The organism is Streptomyces sp. NPDC006384, from assembly GCF_042870695.1.
Classification (GTDB): domain Bacteria; phylum Actinomycetota; class Actinomycetes; order Streptomycetales; family Streptomycetaceae; genus Streptomyces.
In genome coordinates, this window is the sequence record NZ_JBIAHR010000002.1 from 104640 (window position 1) to 119158 (window position 14519).

Consider the following 14519-nt stretch of genomic DNA (forward strand, 5'->3'; position numbering starts at 1 on the left):
GGGGCCGCGGTGACCCGGCACATCCGGCGGGCGGCCGTCTTCTGCGCGCTGCTGCTGGTCGCCCTGGTGGTGAACGCCGCCCGTGTGCAGATCGTCGAGGCGCCGGAGTACACCGGCAACCCCGCCAACCGCCGCCCGGACATCGCCCGTTACCAGCAGCCGCGCGGGGACATCCTGGTCGGCGGCGAACCGGTCACCGGTTCCCGCGACACCCGCGAGCACCTGCGCTTCGAACGGACGTACGCGAACGGTCCGATGTACGCCCCGGTCACCGGCTTCGCCTCGCAGGAGTACGGGACGAGCCTGCTGGAGCGCGCCGAGGACGGTCTGCTGTCCGGCGCCGACCCGGTGCTCGCGCCGCTGCCGCTGTGGAACGACGTCACGGGCGCCCTCAACCCGGGCGGCGACGTCGTGACGACGATCGACGGGGCGGCGCAGCGGGCGGCGTTCGAGGGGCTGGGCCGGCGCAAGGGGGCGGTGGCCGCGATCGAGCCGTCGACCGGCCGGATCCTGGCCCTGGTGTCCACCCCCTCGTACGATCCGCAGCGTCTGTCCGGGAACGACGCGGACGCCACCCGCACCTGGAAGCGGCTGAACGACGATCCGGACAAGCCGATGCTCAACCGGGCGGTGAGCCGGACCTATCCGCCGGGTTCGACGTTCAAGGTGGTCACCGCGGCGGCGGCGCTGGACGCGGGCGTGGTCCGGGGCCTGGACGAGCCGACCCGCTCCCCCGACCCCTACACGCTGCCCGGGACGCGGACCAGGCTGACGAACGAGGGCGAGGGCTGCCGGGACGCCTCGCTGCGGGACGCCTTCGAGTGGTCCTGCAACACGGTGTTCGCCAAGCTCGGGGTGGACGTGGGCGTGGCGGGCATGACGGCCACGGCCGAGGCGTTCGGCTTCAACGACGACGGGCTGCGCGTGCCCTTCCCGGTGGCGCGGAGCACCTTCGACACCTCGGTGGACCGGGCGCAGCTCGGGCTGTCGTCGATCGGGCAGTTCAACACGCGGGCCACGCCGCTGCAGATGGCGATGGTGGCGGCGGCGGTGGCCAACGGCGGTCAGGTGCGCTCGCCGTACCTGGTGGAGCGGACCTTGCGGGCGGGCGGCGGCCTGGTGGCGACGGCGGGCTCGCGGCCCTCCCGGGAGGCGATGCGGCCCTCGACGGCCCGGCTGCTGAAGCGGCTGATGGCCGGTGTGGTGGAGAACGGCACCGGTGCGAACGCCGCGATCCCGGGCGCCACCGTGGGCGGCAAGACCGGCACCGCCCAGCACGGCGTCGGCAACTCGGGCACGCCGTACGCCTGGTTCATCTCGTGGGCGCAGGGCGAGCGGGATCTGGAGCCGAAGGTGGCGGTGGCGGTGGTGGTGGAGGGGTCCGCGGCCGACCGGGACGACATCAGCGGGGGCGGGCTGGCGGCTCCGATCGCCCGGGCGGTGATGGAGGCGGTGCTCAGGGGGGCGGGACGGTGAGGGCCACCAGGACGTCGGGCTCGGGCCGGTTCCGGTCGTTGGGTGTCACCGTGAATTCCCGGTAGACCTCGACGTCCGGGGCCTGCTCGCAGAGGGCCCGGTCGAACAGGCGGACCGTACGCATAGGGAAGTCGGTCCGCGGACTCACGAGGACGAGGCTCCCGTCGGTCAGCTCCGTGTGCGGAGGCAGGCCGGGAAGCTCGTCCAGGTCGTCCGCCAGCCGGCCACCCTCCGGCGGACGGGGCCACTCGTAGTCGTCGTCCAGCCCGTAGCCGCGTGCGGCGCCCATGATCGCTCCCATGTGCCGGAGACCGGCTGACGCGGTCGGCGCACCCAGGACGAACGCCCGGCGGAGCGCTCCATCGGATGATCCCGTACGCAGCCGCTGACGCCTCAACCACCATTACCCGCGGTCGACAAGTCCCGTCCGGGGGATTGACGAGCTTGCTGACAGGCAGTCTCATAAGACGAGTGAGTGACCGCGGGTAACACGATGAGGTGGGACAGCCATGACGACCCTGACGGAAGCCGACGCGCTCGACGGTCTGCGCGACGCGCTCGGTCTGCTCAAGGACCGGGAGCAGGTGGCCGAACGGCTCCTCGACTCGTCCGCCAAGCACTCGTTCGACCCGGACAAGGAACTGGACTGGGACGCGCCCTTCGAGGACGGCAAGTGGTTCTGGCCGCCGGAGCTGGTGTCGCTGTACGACACCCCGCTGTGGAAGCGGATGAGCGAGGAGCAGCGCATCCTGCTCTCCCGGCACGAGTCCGCCGCGCTCGCCTCGCTCGGCATCTGGTTCGAGCTGATCCTCATGCAGCTGCTGGTCCGGCACGTCTACGACAAGGCCGCGACGAGCGCCCACGTGCGCTACGCGCTGACCGAGATCGAGGACGAGTGCCGGCACTCCAAGATGTTCGCCCGGCTGATATCCCGCGGCGAGACCCCGTGGTACCCGGTCAGCCCGCTCCACCAGCACCTGGGGCGCCTGTTCAAGACGATCTCCACCACGCCCGGATCCTTCACCGCCACGCTGCTCGGCGAGGAGGTCCTGGACTGGATGCAGCGGCTGACCTTCCCGGACGAGCGGGTCCAGCCGCTGATCCGCGGCGTCACGCGCATCCACGTCGTGGAGGAGGCCCGCCACGTGCGCTATGCCCGTGAGGAGCTGCGCCGCCAGATGGTGACCGCGCCGAAGTGGTCGCAGGAGTTCACCCGGGTCACCTCCGGCGAGTTCGCCCGCGTCTTCTCCGTCGCCTTCGTCAACCCCGAGGTCTACACGAACGTCGGCCTGGACAAGCGGGAGGCCGTGGCCCAGGTCAGGGCCAGCGGCCACCGCAAGGAGATCATGCAGACCGGCGCGAAGCGCCTGACCGACTTCCTGGACGACATCGGTGTCCTGCGCGGAGTGGGCCGCCGCCTGTGGAAGTCCTCGGGTCTGCTGGCGTAGCCACCCCGTCCCCACGCACGCAGCTGCGGGCAGCGGTGCCTCCCCCGGAGCGGCACGGGGTGGGCGCCGGGGCCCCTGGGGAGGCACCCGTGGACACCGGACCGCGCGACCCGCCCCGGCCCGCGCCCTTCGCACCCCCGGCACACGCCCCCGGCCCCACCGGCGGAGCGATTACGCTGCGGTCCATGACCCCGCAGGCCCCCACCCCCGCCTACCGTCGGCTCAGCGTCGAGGAGCGCCGCGGCCAGCTCCTCGGCGCCGCGCTGGCCCTCTTCGCCCACCGGCCTCCGCAGGAGGTCTCCCTGGACGACGTGGCGGAGCGGGCCGGCGTCTCACGCCCCCTGGTCTACCGGTACTTCCCCGGCGGCAAGCAGCAGCTGTACGAGGCGGCCCTGCGCTCGGCCGCCGACGAGCTGCGGCTGTGCTTCGACGAGCCCCGCGAGGGCCCGCTGCTCGCCCGCCTCTCCCGCGCCCTGGACCGCTACCTGGCCTTCGTGGACGAGCACGACTTCGGCTTCAGCGCCCTGCTGCGCGGCGGCAGCGTCGCCGCGACCTCCCGTACGTCGGCCATCGTGGACGGTGTGCGCCGGGCCGCCGCCGAGCACATCATGAGCCACCTGGCCGTCGCCGAGCCCGGCCCCCCGCTCCGGATGACCGTGCGGATGTGGATCACCGCGGTCGAGGCGGCCTCGCTGATCTGGCTGGACGAGGGCAAGCAGCCGCCCCTGGACGAGCTGCGGGACTGGCTCGTCGAACAGTTCGCCGCCGCGCTGGCGGTCACCGCGCGGCGCGACCCCCAGACCGCGGCGCTGGCCGGGGCGCTGGCAGGGGATGTCTGACACTGGTGCGGTGAAGAGCGAAGACACTCCCTTCGAGGGCGGCCCCATGGACGGACGGGTGCTGCCGGTCCTGGTGGGGCCGACCGGGCATCCGCCGAAGACGTACCGCATCCCCGTGCCGGCCCCGGACGGCGGGCCCCCGACCGTGCTCGTCTACCGGCGGGTGCCCCGCTCGGAGGGGAGGCTCGGGTTCGCCCGCTGGAAGTACGCGTACGACCCCGAGGGCCGTGCCAGGTCCCGCCCGCGCTGGCCGTGGTCCAAGCCGGACACCGCGCCCGGTGCCACGCCCGACGCCACGCCGGGAGGCAAGCCGGACGACGCGGACGGGTGACCCGGTTGCGCCGAACCGCGCACACTCGGCGCGCGCGTCCCGGGCGGCCGCCCGATGCTCACGGTGCGGAGCGGACGAAGGGGCCGCCGCACCGGAGGTGACGACATGTCAGCGAGGCTTCTCCGTATGGCCTGTACGGCCGCGACGGCGGCGGCGATCGCCCTCGCGCCCGTGCCCGCCACGGCCGAACCCGGTCCGGCGGCGCCCGGGGAGCGGCCCGTGGCCGAGCTGCTGACGGACCTTCAGAGGCTGTACCGGGAGGCCGGGAAGGCCACCGAGGCGTACAACGGCACCGAGGAGAAGCTGACCAGGCAGCGCGCCGAGGTGCAGCGGCTGGAGACCGAACTGGCGCGGGCCCGGCTGTCCCTGCGCGACGGACGCGGCGAGGCCGGCCGGCTGGCCCGGCAGCAGTACCGCGGCACCAGCGACCTCTCCCCCTATCTGCGGCTGCTGCTGGCCCGTGATCCGCAGCACGCGCTGGACCAGGGGCGGGTGATCGGGCGGCTGGCCCGGGAGCGGGCCGAGACGGTGGGGCGGCTGGCCGGTGACGCGGAGCGGGCCGACGCCCTGGCCCGCCGGGCGCGCGCGGCCCTCGACGCGCAGACCGCCCTCGCCGAGCGGCAGAGGAAGCAGCGGGACGAGGTGCGCGAACGACTGCGGGCGGTGGAGGAGTTGCTCGCCTCGCTCAGCGCCGAGCAGCTGGCCGAGCTGGCCGCCCTGGAGCGGACGGGCGTCGCCGAGGCGCAGGAACGGTTCCTCAGGACCGGGGCGCTGGACGACGACGGCAAGCCGTCCGCGCAGGGCGACCGGGCGGTGCGCTTCGCGGTGGAGCAGCTCGGCAAGCCGTACCAGTGGGGCGCCGAGGGCCCGGCCGCGTACGACTGCTCGGGGCTGACCTCCGTGGCCTGGCAGCGGGCCGGGACGCCGATCCCGCGGACCAGCCAGGAGCAGTGGGCGCGGCTGGAGCGGATCCCGCTGGACGAGCTGCGCCCCGGTGACCTGGTGGTCTACTTCCCCGAGGCCACCCATGTGGCGATGTACCTCGGCGACGGCCTGGTCGTGCAGGCACCGCGGCCGGGCGCCGAGGTCAAGGTGTCGCCGATCGCCGCCAACCCGGTACTGGGCGCCGTACGGCCCGACCCCGGCGGGGGGGGGGGGGGGGGGGGGCGCCGGGGGGGGGGGCGGGGGGGGGGGCGGGACCCCCCCCCCCCCCCCCCCCCCCCCCCCCCCGCCCCCCCCCCCCCCCCGCCCCCCCCCCCCCCCCCCCCCCCCCCCCCCCCCCCCCCCCCCCCCCCCCCCCCCCCCCCGCGCGGGGCGCCCCCCCCCCCCCCCCCCCCCCCCCCCCCCCCCCCCCCCCCCGGGGCGGCGGACGGGTCCGACGAGGGATACGGCGCGGTTCAGGCGCCGGACGCGCCGGAGACCTCCGCCAGGTAGGCCTCGGTCTTCTCCGGGTCGTAGAAGAAGTTCTCGAAGTCGGCCGGGTCGTCGAAGCCGTTGGCGAAACGGTCGGCGACCGGCTGGAACGCGCCGCCCGCGCCGATCAGCTTCAGGACGTGCTCCGGCGGCGGGGCGAGCATGGTGTTCGTCCACTTGGTGACGTGCCGGGCCGTCTCCCAGTAGCGGTCGAAGGTCTGCCGCATCCAGGCCTCGTCGAACTCCTTGTCGCCGTGCTCGAGGATCGAGGCGAGGTAGGAGGCGGCGCACTTGGACGCCGAGTTGGAGCCCTGGCCGGTGATCGGGTCGTTGGCGACGACCACGTCGGCCACGCCGAGGACCGCGCCGCCGCCGGGGAGACGCCCGACCGGGTTGCGCACGGTGGGGGCGTAGCGTCCGGCCAGGGTGCCGCCGGCGTCGGTCAGTTCGACCTTGGTGGCCCGCGCGTACTCCCAGGGGAGGAACCTCTCCATGAGTTCCAGGGTCAGGGAGAGGTGCTCCGAGGGGTCCTTCACGTCCTTGAAGACGTCCAGCGGGCCGCCGGGCACGCCCTCCCAGAACAGGATGTCGGCACGGCCGGAGGTGGTGACGGTCGGCATGATGAACATCTCGCCGACGCCGGGCACCAGGTTGCAGCGGACAGCCTCCGTGTCCGGGTGCTCCGGGCGCGGGTCCAGCCCGTGGACGTAGGCGACGGCGAGGGCGCGCTGCGGTGTGCTGTACGGGGAGCGGGAGGCGTCCCGGCCGAACATCCGGACCAGTTCGCCCTTGCCGGCCGCGACGAGGACGAGGTCGTAGGCGCGGGAGAAGTAGTCCAGGTCGCCGACGGCCGCGCCGTGGATGACGAGCTGGCCGCCGCGCTGCGCGAAGGTCTCCATCCAGCCTGCCATCTTCACCCGCTGGTCGACGGACTGCGCGAAGCCGTCCTTGAACCGGCCCAGCCAGTCGACCGCGCGCTGCGAGGGGCCCGGGTCGAAGGAGCCGGGGGCCGCCACCGAGACGCCGAGTCCCTGGATCTTCGGGGCCTGGGACTCCCAGAAGTTCAGCTGGAGATCGCGCTCGTGCTGGAGTGCCGTGTGGAACATGCACTGCGTCGACATGACCCGGCCGGTGCGGATCTCGTCCGCGGTCCGGTTGGACATCAGGGTGACCTCGTACCCGTGCGACTGGAGGCCGAGGGCGAGCTGGAGACCGGACTGGCCGGCTCCGACGACGAGTATCTTCCGCATGCGGGGCTTCTACTCCTACTCGGGGGTTTCGTCGAGCGCGTGGCCCACGAGGGACAAGAGGGTCTCGATGACCGAGATCCGGCGGCGCGCGTCCATGATCATGACAGGTATGTGCGCGGGGACCGTCAGCGCCTCCCGCACGTCCTCCGCCTCGAACAGCTCGCTGCCGTCGAAGTGGTTCACCGCGACGACGTACGGCAGTCCGCAGCTCTCGAAGTAGTCCAGGGCCGGGAAGCAGTCCTCCAGGCGGCGGGTGTCGGCCATGACGACAGCGCCGATCGCGCCGCGCACCAGGTCGTCCCACATGAACCAGAAACGGTCCTGGCCCGGCGTGCCGAACAGGTGGAGCACCAGGTCGTCGTCGAGCGTGAGCCGGCCGAAGTCCATGGCCACGGTGGTGGTGAGCTTGTCCGGGGTGGCGGTGAGGTCGTCGGTCTCCGCGCTCGCCTCGGTCATCAGCGCCTCGGTCCGCAGGGGCGTGATCTCCGAGACGGTGGTGACCAGCGTGGTCTTGCCGACGCCGAAGCCGCCGGCCACCACGATCTTCGTGGCCACGGGCGCGCGGGTGGGGTCCGTCTGCCAGGGCCGCAGGGGCTCGTCGGTCTCGACGAGCGGAAAGACGCCGCGGGCGGCGGCGTCAGAGACGACGGAGTCCACTGAGCACCCTTTCGAGCAGAGCGCGGTCCGGGCGGCCCGTGCCATGGCCGGTCCCGGTGCCGTACACACGGATCTTCCCCTGGTCCGCCAGGTCGCTGATCAGGACGCGGACCACGCCGAGCGGCATCCTCAGCAGCGCGGCGATCTCGGCCACCGTACGTATGCGGCGGCACAGTCCGACGATGTCCCGCGCCTCCGGCACCACGCGGGAGGTGAGGCCGCCCCCGGTCAGCTCCCTGCGCTCCTCGGCGGCTTCGAGCACGGCGGAGCCTGCGGTGGCGCCGACGAACGTCTCGACGAGCAGGACGTGGCCGAAGCGGGTGCGGCCGCCGGTGAGCGAGTAGGGGCGGACACGGGCCGGCCGGCGGTCCGCGCCGCGCACGGGGAGACTCCCCGGCTGCTTCGGTTTCCTGCCGGGGCCGCCGCTCACCGGGCGCTCCCCGCCGTCCCGGACTCCAGTGACTCCCGCAGCTCGCTGCGGAGTTCGGGGGTCAGCACGTGACCGGCGCGGCCGACGAACAGCGCCATGTGGTACGCGACGACGCTCAGGTCGGCGTCCGCGGAACCGTGCACGCCGAGCAGCGAACCGTCGCTGATCGACATCACGAACAGGCTGCCCTCGTCCATGGCGACCATCGTGTGCTTCACGTTCCCGAAGTCCATCAGCCGGGCGGCGCCGACGGTCAGGCTGGCCACGCCGGCGACGACGGTGGCGAGGTCGGCGGCGGAGCCGCGCGGACCGGTGCGGGTCCCGCGGGCCGCGCGGGCCTCGTCGTTCCTCACCTGGTCGGAGGAGAGCAGGAGCAGGCCGTCGGAGGAGACCACGGCGACGGACAGGATGCCGGGGACCTCCTCGACCAGGTCGGCCAGCAGCCAGTGCAGATCACGGGCTTCCCTGCTCAGTCCGAAGGTACTGGGAGCGGTCAACTGCTTGCCTCCTCGACGGTGCCCCCCGTGGCTTCTTCGGTCGTTCCCGCGGCCGGCGGTGCCTGGTCACGGTCCGTCCGCCCGGTGATCTCGGCCTCGACGTCACGCCGGCCGGCCTCCGCCCCCCGGCGGAACCCTCCCAGGCGGCGGCGCAGCGCCTCGGCGTCGACGGAGCCCGCCGTACGAGGGCCTGGCACCGTGGCGGGCGTGGTGAGTTTCGGGGTCCGCTTGGGCAGGCCCTTGGCGGTGACGGGAGAGCCGGCCGGTTCGGGCCCGGCGCTCTCGTCCGCGCTGCGTTCGTGGGCGTCGGGGCCGATGGTGCGGGGGCCGGCGGGGTCCGGACGCTCCGGGGCGCGGGGCCCTTGCCGGGCGGGGGCGGGTTCCGGTGCCTCCGGGGTGTCGTGGGGCTCCTGCCGGGCGGTCCCGGACGCCGATGCCGGCGCCGGTGCCTCCGGGCGCGCCTGTGACTGTGCCGGGAGCAGCAGCTCCATCGTGGTGTCGTCGGGGAAGTCCCTGACACCGGACGCGGCGGGTGCCGCCCGGTCCTCGTCGGGCTCCGGGGCCGGTGAGGCGGCCTCGGAGGAGTCCCCGGCGGGCTGCGGGCCCTCGGCGGGGGTGTCTGCGGGCCGTGTGTTCTCGTCGGCGCGTTCCCGCGTGTCCTCGTCCACGTGTTCCCGCGGGCCGGAGGCCGGCGCGGGAGCGGGCTCGGCCGGCGCACCGGCGTGCTCCGGCTGCGCGGGACCGGCGGGGACCGCGGTCCCGGGCCCCGGCCCCGGCTCGGTGGTTTCCCCGGCCGGGGGCACGGGCCCGGTGGCGGGGCCGTCCGCCGGGTCCGCGGTGCCGTCCGCCGCCGTGGATCCCGCGGGCTCGGCCCGGTCCGGTACGAGGCCAACGGGCCCGGCGGTGTCCGTGTCCGGGATCGCGGCCCCGGTGTCGTCCGTGGGCGGGGTCGCGGGGTCGGCGGAGGACGCCGCGTCCGCCTCCGGTTCCGCGGCGGCCGCGGCCGCCGTCTCCGCCCGGTGCACGGCCTGTTCGGCGGAGGCCACCAGCGGGTCGGCGTCCCGCCGGACGCCCTTCTCCGCGCGGCCGGGCAGGACGTTGGAGTTGGCCTCCGCGTCGGCGCCCGGCAGGGTGAAGGAGCCCGTGCCGTCGGACGGCGGGGCGGCCGGGGCGAGGGCCGCCGGGGGTGCCGCCGCGAGCAGTGCGTTCGGCAGGACCACGACGGCCGCGACCCCGCCCTGCTTCTGCTCCCGCAGCCGCACCCGCACCCCGTGCCGGTGGGCGAGGCGGGCCACCACGTACAGGCCGAGCCCGAGGCCGTCCTCGCCCTCCTGCTCGTAGGGCGCGTCCGGGTCGAAGTCGGTGAGACGGGCGTTGAGCCGCTGGAGCCGCTCGGTGGCCATGCCGATGCCCTCGTCCTGGACGGAGAGCATCACCTCGCCGCTCTCCAGCAACCAGCCGGAGACCTCTACGGGCAGGTCCGGCGGCGAGAAGGAGGTGGCGTTCTCCAGCAGCTCGGCCAGCAGGTGGGAGAGGTCGTCGGCGGCGAAGCCGGCCACGTGCGCGTGCGGCGGCAGGGCGGCGATGCGCACCCGCTCGTACCGCTCGATCTCGCTGACCGCGGCCCGGACCACGTCGACCAGCGGCACCGGGCCGGCGCTGTGCTGGTGGTGCTCGGTGCCGGCCAGCACCAGCAGGTTCTCGTTGTGCCGGCGCATGACCGTGGCGAAGTGGTCGAGCTTGAACAGGGTGGCGAGGCGGTCCGGGTCCTGCTCGCGCTGCTCCAGGTCCTCGATGACGGCGAGCTGCCGCTCGACCAGGCCGAGGGTGCGCAGCGCGAGATTGACGAAGGTGGAGCCGATGTGCTTGCGCACGGCCTCCAGCCGGGCGGTGGACCCGGCGAGTTCGGCGCGCAGTTCCTCGCGGGCGTCGGCCATCTTCTGACGCTGTCCGACGAGGTGCTTGCGGTCGGCCTCCAGCGTGGTGACGCGTTCGGCGAGCGTGACGGCGTGCGCGTGCAGGGCGTTGACGGAGCGGACGACCTGGGCGAACTCGTCGTTGCGGCCGGTGAAGGCGACGGGGGCCTCGGCCGCCGGGTCCGCCGCGCCGGCGAGCCGGGCCGAGCCTCGGCGCAGCACCGACAGGGGGCGGGTGAGGGTGCGGGCCATGGCGGTGGCGATGCCGATGGTCGCCAGGAGCAGCGCGCCGAGGACGGCGACCCGGATCTCCAGCGCGGTCACGTCGTCGTCGCGCAGCCGCTCGAGCGCCTCGGTGCGCTTCCCGTACAGGGCGGACTCGGCGCCGCGCATGGCGTCGACGCGGGCGGAGAGCGCGGCGTCCAGCTTCTTGGCGGAGGTGGCGAGTTCGGCGTCGGAGAGGGTGGGCCGGTCGGTGAGGCCGGCGAGGTACTTCTCCGCGGAGTTGACCTCCGGCCCGGTGACCGTGGCGTCGAAGCTGTCCCGCGCCTCCTTGGGCGCCGTCTCGCGGAAGCCGGCGAGGGCGGCGTCGGAGCGCACGCGGGCCTGCTGGGCGGCGGCGGTGAGGGCGTCGCGCTGCTCGGCGTCGGCGTCCGAGGAGGTGACGGCCTCGGTCGGCAGCCCCGTGACCGGGTCGATGACGGTCTCGGTGCTGCTCGGCACGCCGAGGGCCGCGAGGAGGAGGCCGCGGGTGGCGGCGGCCTGCTGGACGGCGGTGTCCAGTTCGGCGAGGGCGTGGGCGCCGGCGCCCGCGCGCGGCGGCGTCCGCTCGGCCAGCCGCTCGGCCAGGGCGTGGAGCCCGGCGATGGCGTCCGAGTAGGCGTCGTGGGCCTGCAGGGCGGTGCTCCTGCCGCTGAGCGCTGCCCGGCGCAGCGCCGCGACGGCCTCGAGGTCCTCGCGCAGGGAGGCCGGCGTGTCGGTGTCGGCGAGCAGTTCCTCCACCTGCCGGTCGACGCGGGCGCCGCGCTGCTCGGAGGGCGCCTCGGACCTGGGGCGGCCGGCCGCGATGTAGGGGGTGACCTCGTCCCGTTCGTCGGCGAGGGCGTGGGCGAGCGCCAGGGCGTCCTGGGTCTGCTCGGCGAGCGTCACCAGTTCCTGGGAGTCGTGCAGTTGCCCGGAGGCGGCCACGACCGAGGGGGCGCCGGCCCCGGCGACGGCGGCGGCCACCACCGCCACGGCGACGATGAGCCGGTTGCGTACATGGGTGGGACGGCCCCTGCCGACGGGCGGCGCCTCGGCCACCGGGGTGGTGGAGGTGCCGGGGGGCCTCTCCGCGCTCCCCGTGGGGGCCGTCTGCTTGCCTGTACGACGAGGCCGCGTCTTGTGCACCGGTGCTCGCATTCCTGACTCGTGTACCCGTGGGCCCGGGTGGCGCTCCGTCAACTGGCCGGCCGGCACGCGCACCCTTGTCCAAGCTCTGGGCCTCTCCCCCGCCACCGGCCGGGCGCCGGACGGGGAGGCCGTGTGAGCAGGGCAGGCCCCCCACCGGCTCCCGACCCTCCCAGCGCCGGTGGGCGGTGAGTGCGCATCACCTGACCCGCCACCCGAAGGAGTGAACCCCGGAGGGGAGTTGGGGAGCAAGTTCCCCCGGCCCGTACGGCGTCTTCGGGCGGCGCGCCGGTTGGACGTCCGCGCCGGCCGGTGGCACCATGTGCCGCCACGCGTGCCCGGAGAGCAGCATTCCGGCCCAAATCCGGCTCCTGACCTGCACCGCACCGCCGTCCCGGGGGTGCGCCACCGGCCTCTCGCGGGTCTTGTGAAGGGGTCGTGCAGACTGGCCGGATGCGTACGGAACTCGTCTCGGAACCAGGCCTCGCCGACCGCCCCAACGAGGACTTCGCAAGTATCGTGCTACCGGCCTCGGGACAGGGCGGTTCGCTCGTCGTGCTGGACGGTGTGACCCCGCCGGGGTCCGGGACGGGCTGTCTGCATTCCGTGCCCTGGTTCACCGCGCGGCTCGGCGGAGCACTGACCGAACTGACCGTTTCACTCCCGGATGTTCCTCTCGCCGAAGCCTTGTCCCGCGCCATCGCGCGTACCGCGTCGGCACACGCGGAAACCTGTGACCTTTCTCACCCGCGTACGCCTCAGGCGACCGTGGTCCTGGCGCGTTGGTCCCCCGACCTGGTCGAGTATCTGGTGCTGTCCGACTCGGCCCTGCTCGTGGAGGCGCCCGACGGCGCGGTCACGGCCCTGCTCGACGACCGGCTGGCCCGCCTGCCCCGCGCGGCCCTCGCCACGGACTCGCTGGTGGACACGGTCCTGCGCAACAAGGAGGGCGGTTTCTTCACGGCCGCCGCCGACCCGGAGGTGACCGCCCGCGCGGTGACGGGCACCCTGCCGCGCGACGGGGTACGGACGCTGGCGGCGCTGACGGACGGGGCGGCGCGCTGGGTGGAGACGTTCCGGGAGGGCGACTGGGCGGACTGCCTGGCGCTGGTGCGCGAGCGGGGCGCGCGGGCGCTGGTGGACCGGGTGCGGGAGCTGGAGCGCGCGGACGCGGCGGGGACACGGGAGTTCCTCGGCCGCGGCAAGACGCACGACGACGCGACGGTGGTGTACGCGCGGCTGTGAGAAGGCGCGCCCCGTTCCCGGGAACGGGGCGCGCCCCGGCGTCACTTCTCCATGCCCCGGTTCAGCTCGCGCAGCAGCCGGGCCAGTTCGGCCACCTCTCGCGGGTCCCAGCCGGCGAGCCGGCGGGCGTACCGGGCGCGGCGGGCCTCCCGGACCCGGCCGACGCGTTCCTGGCCCTCGGGGGTGAGGGTGACCAGCCAGGCCCGGCCGTCGGCGGGGTCGGGTTCCCGGGCGACGAGGCCGAGTTCCTCCAGGGCGCGCAGCTGGCGGGACATGGTGGCCTTGCCGACGCCGATGTAGGCGGCGAGTTCCGTGGCCCGCTGCCCGCCGCACTCGCCGAGCCGGACGAGGAGGCCGTACGCGGACGACTCCAGGTCGGGGTGGACCTCCCGGGCCATCTCGCCCTGACTGGCCCGGGCCCGCCGCAGCAGGACGGTCAGCTCCCGCTCCAGCGCCAGGAACTCCGGTTGGTCCACACCACTGCCGGACACCGCGGATTCGCCTCCGCGACCGTCGCCGTTCCCGTCCTCGTGCACGTCAGCCCCTGCCTCGTTCTTCCCGCTCCTGAAAGTTTCCGCCGCGGGGCGCCATCGCCGCAGCTCGGCAAGTATTTCGCAGGCTTAGACCAACGGCGGCTCCCAGGCCCTCTTCCCACCCGGTGTTCTACGTGCGTAGCGTCTCCTCCGGGACCGGTGGATGGCATGCGCACGCCAGCTTGTCGTGTGTGCCCCGCCGGGTCTCTCCCCGCCCGCGCATCCCCACCGAGCACCACCGAGCCATCGGAGGCACGACATGCCCGTGCACAGACCGGGATCGGCCCGCGGACGGCGCTTCGCCGTCGCCGGGACTCTGCTCGCCGCGTTCTCCCTGCTGTTCACCGCCCCCGCCCACTCCTCGTCGGCCGCCGACACCCCGCCGCGCGGGTCCGCCCACATGGGCATGGGCGTCGTGGAGCACGACGGCCGGCACGGCACGCCCATCGGCAGCCGCGCCGTCCAGACGGAGGGCGTGGACGTCTCCAGCCACCAGGGCAACGTCGCCTGGTCGACCCTGTGGAACAGCGGGGTCAGGTGGGCCTACGTCAAGGCCACCGAGGGGACCTACTACGAGAACCCCTACTTCGCCCAGCAGTACAACGGCTCGTACAACGTCGGCATGATCCGCGGGGCGTACCACTTCGCCACGCCGGACACGACGAGCGGCGCCGCCCAGGCCAACTTCTTCGTCGACAACGGGGGCGGCTGGTCGCGCGACGGCAAGACCCTGCCGGGCGCGCTGGACATCGAGTGGAACCCGTACGGGGCCACCTGCTACGGCAAGACGCAGAGCCAGATGGTCTCCTGGATCCGCGACTTCCTGAACACCTACAAGGCCCGCACCGGCCGGGACGCCGTGATCTACACGGCCACCAGCTGGTGGACCCAGTGCACCGGCAACTACGGCGGTTTCGCGGCGAACAACCCGCTGTGGATCGCGCGGTACGCCTCGACGGTGGGCACGCTGCCGGCGGGCTGGTCGTACTACACGATGTGGCAGTACACCTCGACCGGCCCGACGGTCGGGGACCACAACAAGTTCAACGGGGCCCTGGACCGCGTCCGGGCGCTCGCGACCGGCTGACGAGCACG

13 protein-coding genes and 1 pseudogene are annotated in these 14519 nt (G+C 74.3%); 7 read left to right on the forward strand and 7 right to left on the reverse strand.

What is annotated here, in order from left to right; genetic code table 11:
• Nucleotides 1-9 precede the first annotated feature (9 nt).
• The gene (locus ACFYOJ_RS02530; protein WP_356550295.1) at nt 10-1476 is read left to right on the forward strand and encodes a penicillin-binding transpeptidase domain-containing protein; all 1467 of its coding nucleotides are present in this window, start codon (nt 10-12) and stop codon (nt 1474-1476) included.
• Here the strand turns inward: ACFYOJ_RS02530 and ACFYOJ_RS02535 are convergent.
• The gene (locus ACFYOJ_RS02535) at nt 1457-1765 is read right to left on the reverse strand and encodes a hypothetical protein (RefSeq protein ID WP_356550297.1); all 309 of its coding nucleotides are present in this window, start codon (nt 1763-1765) and stop codon (nt 1457-1459) included. The two genes, ACFYOJ_RS02530 and ACFYOJ_RS02535, sit on opposite strands and share 20 nt — an antisense overlap.
• A gap of 220 nt (nt 1766-1985) precedes the next feature.
• On the opposite strand from ACFYOJ_RS02535, the gene ACFYOJ_RS02540 reads away from it, so the two are divergent.
• The 4 genes and pseudogenes from ACFYOJ_RS02540 to ACFYOJ_RS02555 all read left to right on the forward strand — a co-directional run.
• Nucleotides 1986-2924 carry a diiron oxygenase gene (locus tag ACFYOJ_RS02540; RefSeq protein WP_356550299.1) on the forward strand — a complete coding sequence of 313 codons (939 nt, stop codon included), beginning with the start codon at nt 1986-1988 and terminating at the stop codon, nt 2922-2924.
• Between the two features lie 185 nt (nt 2925-3109).
• Nucleotides 3110-3763 (forward strand): TetR/AcrR family transcriptional regulator, encoded by a 654-nt coding sequence (locus ACFYOJ_RS02545; protein WP_356550301.1) that lies wholly within the window; start codon nt 3110-3112, stop codon nt 3761-3763.
• Between the two features lie 10 nt (nt 3764-3773).
• Nucleotides 3774-4094 carry a hypothetical protein gene (locus tag ACFYOJ_RS02550; protein WP_356550303.1) on the forward strand — a complete coding sequence of 107 codons (321 nt, stop codon included), beginning with the start codon at nt 3774-3776 and terminating at the stop codon, nt 4092-4094.
• 105 nt (nt 4095-4199) lie between these two features.
• Nucleotides 4200-5243: pseudogene (locus tag ACFYOJ_RS02555) on the forward strand (NlpC/P60 family protein); the annotation flags it as partial.
• Nucleotides 5244-5491: 248 nt separating this feature from the next.
• Here the strand turns inward: ACFYOJ_RS02555 and ACFYOJ_RS02560 are convergent.
• The 5 genes from ACFYOJ_RS02560 to ACFYOJ_RS02580 are packed head-to-tail and all read right to left on the reverse strand — an operon-like array spanning nt 5492 to nt 11646.
• Nucleotides 5492-6757 carry a styrene monooxygenase/indole monooxygenase family protein gene (locus ACFYOJ_RS02560; RefSeq protein ID WP_356550307.1) on the reverse strand — a complete coding sequence of 422 codons (1266 nt, stop codon included), beginning with the start codon at nt 6755-6757 and terminating at the stop codon, nt 5492-5494.
• A 15-nt stretch (nt 6758-6772) separates the two neighbouring features.
• Complete coding sequence (locus ACFYOJ_RS02565; RefSeq protein ID WP_356550308.1) at nt 6773-7414, reverse strand: ATP/GTP-binding protein; 642 nt, start codon at nt 7412-7414, stop codon at nt 6773-6775.
• Nucleotides 7395-7844 (reverse strand): DUF742 domain-containing protein, encoded by a 450-nt coding sequence (locus ACFYOJ_RS02570; RefSeq protein ID WP_356550310.1) that lies wholly within the window; start codon nt 7842-7844, stop codon nt 7395-7397. The genes ACFYOJ_RS02565 and ACFYOJ_RS02570 overlap by 20 nt, the downstream gene beginning before the upstream one ends.
• The gene (locus tag ACFYOJ_RS02575; RefSeq protein ID WP_356550312.1) at nt 7841-8341 is read right to left on the reverse strand and encodes a roadblock/LC7 domain-containing protein; all 501 of its coding nucleotides are present in this window, start codon (nt 8339-8341) and stop codon (nt 7841-7843) included. Before ACFYOJ_RS02575 ends, ACFYOJ_RS02570 begins: the two co-directional genes overlap by 4 nt.
• Nucleotides 8338-11646, reverse strand: coding sequence for a nitrate- and nitrite sensing domain-containing protein (locus ACFYOJ_RS02580; RefSeq protein WP_388596097.1), 3309 nt, complete (start codon nt 11644-11646; stop codon nt 8338-8340). The genes ACFYOJ_RS02575 and ACFYOJ_RS02580 overlap by 4 nt, the downstream gene beginning before the upstream one ends.
• A gap of 453 nt (nt 11647-12099) precedes the next feature.
• On the opposite strand from ACFYOJ_RS02580, the gene ACFYOJ_RS02585 reads away from it, so the two are divergent.
• The gene (locus tag ACFYOJ_RS02585; protein WP_356550315.1) at nt 12100-12891 is read left to right on the forward strand and encodes a protein phosphatase 2C domain-containing protein; all 792 of its coding nucleotides are present in this window, start codon (nt 12100-12102) and stop codon (nt 12889-12891) included.
• 41 nt (nt 12892-12932) lie between these two features.
• Here ACFYOJ_RS02585 and ACFYOJ_RS02590 read toward each other — a convergent pair whose 3' ends face one another.
• The gene (locus ACFYOJ_RS02590) at nt 12933-13427 is read right to left on the reverse strand and encodes a MarR family transcriptional regulator (protein WP_356550317.1); all 495 of its coding nucleotides are present in this window, start codon (nt 13425-13427) and stop codon (nt 12933-12935) included.
• 256 nt (nt 13428-13683) lie between these two features.
• Here ACFYOJ_RS02590 and ACFYOJ_RS02595 point away from each other — a divergent pair, with 256 nt between their 5' ends.
• Nucleotides 13684-14511: a lysozyme gene (locus tag ACFYOJ_RS02595; RefSeq protein ID WP_356550318.1), complete on the forward strand. Its 828-nt coding sequence runs from the start codon at nt 13684-13686 to the stop codon at nt 14509-14511.
• The last annotated feature ends 8 nt before the right edge of the window (nt 14512-14519 follow it).

Coding starts and splice junctions, on each gene's coding strand:
- ACFYOJ_RS02535 (WP_356550297.1), bottom strand. CDS start 1,765: ATGGGCGCCGCACGCGGCTACGGGCTGGACGACGACTACGAGTGGCCC.
- ACFYOJ_RS02540 (WP_356550299.1), top strand. CDS start 1,986: ATGACGACCCTGACGGAAGCCGACGCGCTCGACGGTCTGCGCGACGCG.
- ACFYOJ_RS02545 (WP_356550301.1), top strand. CDS start 3,110: ATGACCCCGCAGGCCCCCACCCCCGCCTACCGTCGGCTCAGCGTCGAG.
- ACFYOJ_RS02560 (WP_356550307.1), bottom strand. CDS start 6,757: ATGCGGAAGATACTCGTCGTCGGAGCCGGCCAGTCCGGTCTCCAGCTC.
- ACFYOJ_RS02585 (WP_356550315.1), top strand. CDS start 12,100: ATGCGTACGGAACTCGTCTCGGAACCAGGCCTCGCCGACCGCCCCAAC.
- ACFYOJ_RS02595 (WP_356550318.1), top strand. CDS start 13,684: ATGCCCGTGCACAGACCGGGATCGGCCCGCGGACGGCGCTTCGCCGTC.